At 64.4% G+C, this 9719-nt stretch carries 10 protein-coding genes and 1 pseudogene; 7 read left to right on the top strand and 4 right to left on the bottom strand.

What is annotated here, in order from left to right; genetic code table 11:
• The coding region (locus tag AC1DO7_RS37165; RefSeq protein ID WP_477117293.1) for a Bug family tripartite tricarboxylate transporter substrate binding protein at positions 1–664 on the top strand (664 nt) is incomplete at its 5' end.
• Positions 665–865: 201 nt separating this feature from the next.
• Here the strand turns inward: AC1DO7_RS37165 and AC1DO7_RS37160 are convergent.
• The 4 genes and pseudogenes from AC1DO7_RS37160 to AC1DO7_RS37145 form a co-directional block, all read right to left on the bottom strand.
• A complete protein-coding gene (locus tag AC1DO7_RS37160) occupies positions 866–1234 on the bottom strand; it encodes a plasmid pRiA4b ORF-3 family protein (RefSeq protein ID WP_477117292.1) in 369 nt (122 codons plus the stop codon).
• Positions 1235–1269: 35 nt separating this feature from the next.
• Positions 1270–1500: pseudogene (locus AC1DO7_RS37155) on the bottom strand (H-NS histone family protein); the annotation flags it as partial.
• Positions 1501–1758: 258 nt separating this feature from the next.
• Positions 1759–2808 carry a DNA-binding protein gene (locus tag AC1DO7_RS37150; RefSeq protein WP_441621744.1) on the bottom strand — a complete coding sequence of 350 codons (1050 nt, stop codon included), beginning with the start codon at positions 2806–2808 and terminating at the stop codon, positions 1759–1761.
• A 484-nt stretch (positions 2809–3292) separates the two neighbouring features.
• Positions 3293–4282, bottom strand: coding sequence for a LysR family transcriptional regulator (locus AC1DO7_RS37145; RefSeq protein WP_441621742.1), 990 nt, complete (start codon positions 4280–4282; stop codon positions 3293–3295).
• A gap of 96 nt (positions 4283–4378) precedes the next feature.
• Between AC1DO7_RS37145 and AC1DO7_RS37140 the strand changes: the two genes are divergently transcribed.
• The 6 genes from AC1DO7_RS37140 to AC1DO7_RS37115 form a co-directional block, all read left to right on the top strand.
• Positions 4379–5068 (top strand): HAD family hydrolase, encoded by a 690-nt coding sequence (locus AC1DO7_RS37140; protein ID WP_441621740.1) that lies wholly within the window; start codon positions 4379–4381, stop codon positions 5066–5068.
• Positions 5069–5095: 27 nt separating this feature from the next.
• Complete coding sequence (locus AC1DO7_RS37135) at positions 5096–6112, top strand: tripartite tricarboxylate transporter substrate-binding protein (RefSeq protein WP_441621738.1); 1017 nt, start codon at positions 5096–5098, stop codon at positions 6110–6112.
• Between the two features lie 99 nt (positions 6113–6211).
• Positions 6212–7294, top strand: coding sequence for an alanine racemase (locus AC1DO7_RS37130; protein WP_477117291.1), 1083 nt, complete (start codon positions 6212–6214; stop codon positions 7292–7294).
• A gap of 5 nt (positions 7295–7299) precedes the next feature.
• The gene (locus tag AC1DO7_RS37125) at positions 7300–7500 is read left to right on the top strand and encodes a hypothetical protein (protein ID WP_477117290.1); all 201 of its coding nucleotides are present in this window, start codon (positions 7300–7302) and stop codon (positions 7498–7500) included.
• A gap of 137 nt (positions 7501–7637) precedes the next feature.
• Positions 7638–7910, top strand: coding sequence for an XRE family transcriptional regulator (locus tag AC1DO7_RS37120; protein ID WP_441621734.1), 273 nt, complete (start codon positions 7638–7640; stop codon positions 7908–7910).
• 797 nt (positions 7911–8707) lie between these two features.
• A partial coding sequence (locus AC1DO7_RS37115) for an 8-amino-7-oxononanoate synthase (protein WP_477117289.1) occupies positions 8708–9719 on the top strand: 1012 nt, incomplete at its 3' end.

Raw genomic sequence — 9719 nt, 5'->3', positions numbered from 1 at the left:
GTTGCACAAGCTGCCCTTCGATGTGACGCGCGACTTTGTGGCCGTGGCGCAGATCTTCTCAGGGGGCATCCATCTGGTCGCCTCTCCGGATTTTCCAGCGCACAACCTGAAGGAGTTCGTTGCCCTCGTCAAGGCGAATCCCGGCAAGTACGACTATGCCACCTGGGGTCCGGGCTCCACCGGACAGCTTGTGATGGAGTACCTGAAGCGGCAGGAGGGACTCGACATCCGGCATGTGCCCTACAAGACGATCGGCCAGATCTACCAGGACATGCAGGGCGGGCGGGTGAAGGTGGCCTTCGTCGACGCGACCAGTTCCGTGCCGCTGATCARGACCGGAAAGCTGCGCGGCCTCGCCATCACCGGGTCGCACAGGGGCCCGGCGCTACCGGACCTGCCGACCATGACCGAACAAGGTTATCGCTTCGATACGGATGCCTGGTACGGCGTGTTCGCCCCGCGCGGTACGCCGGCCAGCATAGTAGCGGCCGTGCATCGGGAGATCCTGAACACGCTGTCCGCCCCGGAACTGCGTGACCGGTTCGTCCAGCTGAACCTGGTCGATCCGCCATTGAAAAGCCCGGAGCAGTTTGCCAATACCGTCCGTACCGACCTGTCCCTCTGGCAAGGCATTGCCAAGGCAAACGGAATCAGCCTGGACTGAGAGCCCGGGGTCTTGCGCCCTCGCCTGCACGGCCGCCAGTTCGGTGCGCAGGTCCGCGACAGGCCCGGGCATTGCATGACCTGTTCGGCCTGTCGGTCGACGGGCTCGCTGGCCAAATGATCCTCAGTCGATCACCCACCCACCCTCGATCAAGCTTTCGAGACTTGGGTAGCTATGCCCTTGCCCGTCAGTGAGCAGGCGTCACCGAATTGCCCGCAGCCTCGCATTGACCGCATTCACATCAAAGCCAACTGGATCGAATACGCCGCCAACCCACGACCGGAAGTCATTGTGCTGTTCGTGGTTCTTGTCCCGGAGCGCTGCAAGGAATTGCGCATAACCGTGTGGCCCGCCAACGTCTTCCGGAGGGCAAGCGTTCTCGCCAGCCAGGCAAGCCGGCAGAGCCAGCGCCAGGTCAGGGTAGCCAACTGATTCGACAATGACACGGTGCCGCCAGTCATCGCCAAAATCATAGCGGTACTCGAATTCAGTGACCGCGCCGAGTGCATTGTTCAGCCGGACGCCCTTCTCCGACCGCAGGCCTTCATCCGAGACGTCCTTATCCTGCACACCGAACCGCTCGCTGTCGATGTCGAATTCATGCAGTCCACGCTCTGCCCGGCGTTGACCGCCCGCTGCAGCCAGTCCGGCATGGCGCCGCGGCCATCCCAGCCCTGCCCGTGCGCGTTGCGATAGCGCACCGCGCCAGGCAACGTCGCCGGTGGCGGCTCGGGAAAACAGCCAGCGGCCTGCAACTGGGTCAGGGTCAGGCCGTGCTGGGCCATCTGGATGCGGATCCAGGTAATCGCTTCGGCGCGCTCGATTTCGATCGACATTATTTTCGGTGCACAGATTGGAGGAAGCTGCGGAGCAGGATCCTGCGTGGTCGTCTTAGAGACCGTTGGGCCTCAGCATTGTTCGGGCGGCTCGTTGGTGTCAAGCCACCCACCGCATTGGGGACTGGGCATCACGTGCCCACCCATCGCTTAAAAATTAATCAGATCCGAGGGGCCCGCCGAATAGCTGGTCCTCGCGCGGCTTGTCCACAGGCTTATCCCGTGGCGCAGTGGACAAATCCTCGCCCCCTCTTCTCTTCAGGCCGGCCCCGGCTTGAACTTGGTGCGCGCCACCGGCGTCCGACGCCGGGCCGGCGCCAGATGGCGCGCCGCAGCGGCCTCCGCCTGGGCACGCTCGGCCCGCCGCAGCGCCGCTTCCAGTTCGGCCCGCAGCCCGTCCTGTGCCGCCTGCCCTTGTCCGAGCGCCTGCCGGGCCTGCGCCAGTTGCTCGCCGAGCGTGTCGCGCTCGGCCTGCAAGCGCGCCCGCGCCTCGGCACCGGCCACGGCGGCGTCCTGCGCCCTCGCCTGTACGGCCGCCAGTTCGGTGCGCAGGTCCGCGAGCACCTGCTCGCCCTTCTGGCGCAGCGTGCGTTCCTGGTCGATCTCGCGCAGCGCGCGGCGTTCGGTGGCGCTGGCCCGTTCCTGGGCCACGGCGACCTGCTCGCGGGTGTGCTCCAGCTCCGTCGAGAATTGGGTGCGCAGCTCCTGCAGTTGCCGCTCGAGCGCTGCGAGCTGGCGCGTGCCTTCCTCCTGACGCGCCTGGGCAGCCGCGAGAGCCTGGCGCGCGGCCTCCAGTTCGCCCTGTAGCGCCGCGCGCGCCTGCTGGGCGGCGTCACAGTCGGCCTGGACGGCGGCGGTCTCCTGTTCGGCCACCACCACCGCGGCGCGCGCTTGGTCGCGCTGGGCCTCGGCTTCACTGGCCTGGAGCCGGGCCTCGGCCCGCAAGGCGGCCAACTCGCCGGTGGCCGCCTCGTTGGCGGCCTGCCAGATCGATTGCACGGCATTGGCGGCGATCGCCTTGAGCGCGTCCGGCAGGCCGGGATGGTCGATGGTCACGCGCATCTTGTCGCGCAGGTCGGTCCAGAACTGCGCCAGCACCTCGGTCGGCGTGCCCATGCTGCCCTTGCGCACCAGTTGATAGAGCTTGTTGGCGGTGGGGGTGATGCCGTAGCGGAAAAAGAGCAGGCCGCAGACCTCGCGGTAGAGCGCGCGGGTCTCGGGGAATTGGGTGCGCAGGGCGGCCACGTCGGCGGCGAGCGTGGCCTGCAAGGCGGCGTCGGACGGCGTGGATTCAGGGCTGGCGGTCATGGTTTGGCAAAAATCGTCCGAGAATTTTCAATATATTACTACGTAATACGTATTTAATATTGATTTTTATCTCACACGTTAGACATAATTACGCTTCTGTCTATAACTTATGGCGCACTGCCCTCCTGACTTGCGCCTCGGCCACACTTTCGGCAAACCGCTCGCACGAAAGTGATCGCGGCGGCTAGGAGAGGCTGACCTGGAAGAACTGGAAGCGGCGGGAGGCCTCGGCCCGGCTGGCTGCGGCGGGCGGTCAATGCGGGGCTGACGGCGGGATTTTTCCGGGATCGGATAAGAGTCCTGGAGAACCAAGCGGGGCCCGGAATCTCGCAGGAGCCTTGCTTGCCCCCGGCCCAGTCACCGTCACACTTGTGGCAGCCGAGCTGGTGCTCGCCGGGAAGGGTGACTTCCGCAGCCCACGTGGCTATGCCCACGCGGGCCTGATGGCCTTTGTTCGGCTGCGCTGCTCGTCGGATTCGGCCCATCATCCCCGGCGGGTCATACGCCACGGCGGCCTTGGCCCCAGGGCTTTGCGCAGCATCTCGACGAAGAGCCGCGCACGCATTGATGACTGGCGCGACTGCGGCACCAGCGCCATCACGTCGGCGTCGGGCAGCCGGTACGCTGGCAGCAGCGCTACAAGACGGCCGGAGAGCAGTTCATCGGCCACATCCCATTCTGACCGCGCCATGATGCCTTTGCCGGTCAGGCACCAGTGATGGACAACATCGCCGTCGTTGCTCTCCATCGTTGGGCGCACCCGCACTGTCTGTTCTCGCGATCGCGCATGGCGAGGGTTCTGGCTTTGGCTGTTTCCGCCGTCCTTTGCGCCGTCATCGCAGGTAAAGCGCCACAGCGTCACATCCTCCTCGTTCTCCCTGAGAACCAGGCAGGCGTGCCGTTCGAGATCTGCAGGCGTTTCCAATGGCGGTACTTTGGCCAGGTATTCGGGCGCCGCGCACAGGATGCGTCGGTTCGGCGCAATGCGATGCGCAATCCAACGCGAATCCGGGATCTCGCCGATGCTGACCAGCACGTCGAAGGCATCACGGCCATGCACCGGCTGGCGCGGCAGCATCAGGTTGTCCGACAGGTACAACTGCACCTCGAGATTGGGATGCGTGCCATGGAACTGCGCCAACAGCGGACCGAGGTAGCGGCGCCCAAAGCCAAACGGCCCGTGGACTTTGAGCTTGCCTGCCACGGCCTGGCTGCGCTGCTGCAGTGCCTCTTCGATCGCCTGCATCTGTTCCAGGACACCGGTGGCGTGCTGCGCCAGCAGATGCCCTTCGTGCGTGAGTTGGAGGCGCCGTGTGGTGCGCTGGGCTAGCCGGATACCCAGGCGCGCCTCCAGTTGGCCCAGGCGCTTGGTCACGGCCGGTGGGGTGACGTTCTCCTCCCGGGCCAATGCGGCCAGGCTTCCTAAGCGATCCAGCGCCAGAACGAACCGCAGATCTTCGATGTCTAGCTTCATTATTAACCTTCAGGTGAATTAAGAAATTCTATGGCATTAACCACATGAGGGCATGGCATACCTACACTGGCGACTCGAAACCCGGAGACCGCCGCCATGACACAGCCAACACATCAGCCACTGCAAACACCTCAAGCCCGCCAATACGATTTCGTCCTGTTCGATCTGCTAACCGCGTTGCTCGACTCCTGGTCCCTGTGGAATAGCGTCGCGGGCAGCGAGACGGCAGGCCGGGCCTGGCGTGCCGCCTACCTGAAGCGCACCTATGCGTGCGGCGCCTACCGCCCCTACGAGACGCTAGTGCGCGAGGCCGCGATCGAGACCGGGCTGCCACCATCCATGGCTGACGCGCTCGAAGAACGGTGGACAGAGCTCACGCTGTGGGACGGTGCCGCCGCTGTTCTCGACGCCCTGCGCGCATCGCATGGACTCGGTGTTGTGACCAACTGCTCCGAGCGTCTCGGGCGGCTGGCGGTCGAGCGCCTCAATGTGCCGATGGACGTGATAGTGACGTCCGAGCGCGCCGGCTTCTACAAGCCGGATCCGCGCCCCTATCGACAGGCGCTGCAGGAATTGGGGGCGGAGGCTGCCAATACGCTATTCGTCGCCGGATCCGGCTTCGATCTGTTCGGAACATCGGCGGTAGGGCTCGACACCTACTGGCACAACCACGCAGGGCTGCTTTTGCCCGACGGCGCGCCGGCACCGTTGCAGCAGGGCCCGAGCCTCCTGCCCGTGCTCGAGCTCGTCGCAACGCCGCGCAGCGGAACCCAAGCGCAGGGTTGAGAGGCGCGCTACTTGCGAGGAGACCCAATGAAATCCGCCATTGCCACCGCCCTGCTCGTCGGCTCGCTGAGCGCCGTCGTTGTCCCAACCGCGTTTGCTGCCACTGCGCCCGCTGCACCGCCCGCGCCGGCGCAAAAGTGGCCAAGCAAGCCACTTACGCTCATCATGCCGTTCCCTGCCGGCGGCCCCAGCGACGCGCTGGCCCGCGCCGTTGCCGCCAGGATGGCATCCGGCCTGGGCACATCGATCGTGGTCGAGAACGTTGCGGGCGCAGGCGGCTCGATCGGCATGCAAAAACTCGCTCGCGCGCCCGCCGACGGCTACACGATCGGTTTCGGCACCATAGGCACCCAGGCGGCCAACATGATCCTGTATCGCAAGCCGCTGTATGACGCGCGTCAGGATTTCGAGCCGCTGGGGCTGGTCGGGTCCGCGCCCGTGCTCCTGCTGGTCAAGCGCGATCTGCCAGTCAATGACTTCAACCAGTTCACCGACTACCTTCAGGGACATCCGGCCACCACGTCATATGGCACCGCTGGGATCGGTTCCATCTCGCATCTGGCGTGCCTGATGCTCCTGGGCGACCTGAAGCTGAATGCCATGCACGTTCCGTACAAGGGCGTGGCGCCGGCGATGGCAGGTTTGATGGGTGGCGAGACAGACTTCACCTGCGATCAGACCACCACATCACTCGCGCAGGTGGCGAGTGGCCGTGTCCGCGCCATCGCGGTGCTGACGCGGGAGCCTCTGCCCACGCTGCCCAAGGTCGCCACGGCGCAAAGCAGTGGCAAGACACGCATCGATTTCCATTCCTGGAACGGCCTGTTTGCTCCCAAGGGCACCCCTGCTCCTGTGGTGGCCAGGCTGAATCAGGCAATCAACGACGCGTTGGCTGACACTGCCCTGGTGCGCCAGATGCACGAAGTGGGTGTCGAGTTCCCGGCCCGCGCCGACAACACGCCCGCCAATCTAGCCCGGCTTGTGGAGCGCGATTTCCGGCGCCTGCGGCCGCTTCTCGAAGCCAACAAGGTGCAACTGGATTAAGCAAGCGGGCAGCCGCTCGCTGCGTGCTGCCCCCAACAAAGGATTCCCATGACTTTGCAARAACTTGAAACGCCGGCGCTTGTGCTGGACCGAGCCAAGATGGAACGCAATATCGCGCGGCTGCGCAACCGCCTTGCGCCCTCCGGCGTCACGCTGCGGCCACACGTCAAGACCAACAAGTCGGTCGACGTCACGTCTTGCATCGGTGCAGCTGGTACGCCAATCACCGTGTCCACACTGAAGGAAGCTGGCTACTTCCTTGACCACGGCTGGAGCGACATCCTGTACGCGGTGGGCATCGTGCCGTCCAAGCTGGCGCATGTCGAAGACCTGGTGCGGCGGGGCGCAAAGCTGACGCTGCTGCTCGACAACGTGGAGGCGGCCAGCGCGCTCGCGGCCTGGTGTCGCGAGCGCGCCCTCAACGTGCCGGTGCTCATCGAGATCGACACCGACGGTCACCGCTCAGGCGTCAAGCCGGAGGACCCGTCGTTGCTCGATATCGCTGCCGCACTGGGCTATGACGAGGGGACTGGCGCCTGGCTCGCGGGCGTGCTCGCCCATGCAGGCGACTCGTACAACTGCCGTTCGGTCGAGGCGATTGAAGCCCTGGCCGAGCAGGAGCGCGCCGGCGCCGTAAGGGCGGCGGAACGTTTGCGCGCCGCCGGCCATCGCGCGCCGGTGGTTAGCGTCGGTAGTACGCCGACCGCTCATTTCGCCCGCTCGCTCGAGGGCGTGACAGAGGTACGGGCAGGGGTGTTTGTATTCTTTGATCTGGTGATGCGGGGCATTGGGGTCTGCGACACAGATGACATTGCGCTGTCGGTCTTGTGCACGGTGATCGGGCACCAGCGTGAAAAAGGCTGGCTGATCACCGATGCAGGCTGGATGGCAATGTCGCGCGACCGTGGCACCGCGAAGCAACCGGTCGACCATGGCTATGGATTGGTTTGCGATATCGACGGCAAGCCGCTGTCAGATCTGGTGATGATCGACGCCAACCAGGAGCATGGTATCGTCCGCCACCGCACGGATCCGACCGCCACGCCAATGCTCCCACTCGGCACGCTTTTGCGCGTGCTGCCGAATCATGCATGCGCGACAGCGGCACAGCACGGGGCCTACGCGGTAGTAGCGGGCGGCACTGCGTTGCAAGCGCGTTGGACCCGCTTTGGGGGATGGTGAGCGCGATGGCTAAAAGCAATCCTGGCACAATCGCCGCCTCTACGCCCGCGGCAACCACCGGAGTCAACAATGGCGTCGCTTTTTTCGACGTGCCGGCACTAGCTGCGCCACGCGGCCACAACTCGCACGTTGCGACGGGCCAAGGCCTCGTCTTCGTCTTCGTCTTCGTCTTCGTCTTCGTCTTCGTCTTCAGTGTGTCACCGTGATGACAGGGCAGCCTTGCACCGTCTTGGTGTTTCCCCGAGATTGTGCTGACCGCGCCTTACCCTAATAATCGCGCCCTGTGCCTGCGTCGTGCAGGCGCAGTAAGGGCTTGATTGCCCAGGATAAAAAGGAAGTCCAGATGTTCCGCTTCGAGTATGGAACGAGCAATGTTTATGTCCAGCTTGGATTCGCGGATGCCGAAGAAATCCCGCTCAAAGCGGGAATTGTGAGAGACATCACCGACCGCATTCGGGCCGCCGGGCTGACGCTCTCGGATGCCGCCGCCATGCTAGGGACATCACAATCGGATCTGCTCCTGGCGCTTTGCGGGAAATTCCAATCTTTCCGCGCAGCAGAGTTGCACAGTTGGCTTGATCGGCTGAACTTCCCGTTGCTGCCGAAAAGCCGATAAGCCCTGGACGCTTGCAGGGGGCATCGACCTGATGCCCGAGTGGCTGCAGGCTATATTGCCACCGGGACAATGCACGGTACGGCGGAACTGGATACGTCAATACAGCCTCATCCTCGCTAGTCCGATGCAGGGACTACACAGTGGCGGGCTTCGCCCAGCGGATCAATTCCGCCTTCAGTTCCCTGGACTCCTGCTCGAGAGCGCCTCATCGTTCCAGAGCTTTGCCAGCTTCATGCACTCATCGGCAAACGACTCGCGCGCCTGAGGGGTCTCGCCACCATTCCTTCCCGCTCTTTCGCGCGATCCTCATCATCCGCCGACTTGATGCTGGAGCAGATGCGGAGCTTGGTCAGCATCGACCACATTTCATTGCCGCTATTGGCCCGTCACTTGCGGGCTCCACGGGTTGTGGGTGTTTGACGCCTGGCGATTAATTGCGTTTTCCTGCGACGATGGGAGGGCTGAGGCGCCAGCCGACTCGAGGGACGACAGCGTTGCCGGAGCACAATCATCCACTTGATCGCTGATTTTGTCGTCTTTGTCTTGCTTTTATCAGCATCCCGCCGTCAAGTCGCCTCTGTCCGCCAGTTTGCGAAACATGAGAAGACCCGACTAACATCCCCTCTCCGATTCATGCCAGTGCTCGGCCTTCCTGTGAGACGACCGCGCCGAGGATGACCGAAACAGGAGGTGATGTGGGAAATGCATCCACTAGCGGACCTGCCAGCATGCTGGCCCACTGCGATGCGCTGGCTGTGCAACCCGCGGAGCGACCCGCACCTGCAGGAGTTCGGCAATTGCTGATTGACCAACTGAACCAGGTCGCGGCCGAGCGCGCCGCAGGTGCATTGACGCGCCACCGCCGCACCGCGCTCACCGGTTGCGCACCTCACCAGACGGTTAGCGTCAAAGACGGTGAAGCACGTCTTCTGCTGAGTTTTTGCAGCAACGACTACCTCGGGCTGGCAAGCCACCCGGCGGTGATCGCCGCGTTCGCGGAGGGGGCCCGGCGTTACGGCGCGGGTAGCGGCGCTCCCGCCCGCGTCAATGCGCATCCGCTCGCCCACCACCAACTGGAAAGCGAGCTGGCCCGGTGGTTCGCGCCGAATATTCCCAAGGTGCAGGCGCTCTACTTCTGCACCGGATACATGGCCAACCTGGCCGTGCTGAGCGCGCTGGGCACGGCCGACGCCACCCTGTTTTGCGACAAGCTCATCCATGCCTCGCTGATCGATGGCGCGCTGCTGGCTCGCGCCACGATGAAAAGGTACCCACACTGCGATATCACCGCGCTCGCCAGGCAGCTTGCTGCCTGCAACAGCCCGCTAAAGCTGATCGTGACCGACAGCGTGTTCAGCATGGATGGCGACATGGCACCGCTTGCCGAAATGCTGGCACTGGCCGAGCGCCACGACGCCTGGATCGTGGTGGACGATGCCCACGGCTTTGGCGTGCTGGGGCAGCGAGGCCGAGGTGCCCTGGAGCATCTGGGGCTGACCTCCGAGCGCCTGATCTATGTCGGCACGCTGGGCAAGGCGGCGGGCGTGGCGGGCGCGTTTGTCGCTGCCCACCGGACGATTGTGGAGCATCTGGCCAACGTGGCCCGCCCCTACATCCACAGCGAGGCTGCGCCGCCGGCCATCGTTCATGCGCTCCTGAGCAGCCTGGCGCTGATCGCAGGCCATGAAGGACGCGAGCGCCGCGACCACCTGGCGCAGTTGATCGGGCAGTTGCGCAACGGCCTTCAAACCCTGCAGGTCCGGCATCCGCACGCCGGCTGGCATCTCGCCGACAGCAGTACACCCATCC

The sequence above is a fragment of the Cupriavidus sp. 05N40 genome (assembly GCF_056397305.1).
This window is presented reverse-complemented; position numbering and strand designations above follow the sequence as displayed.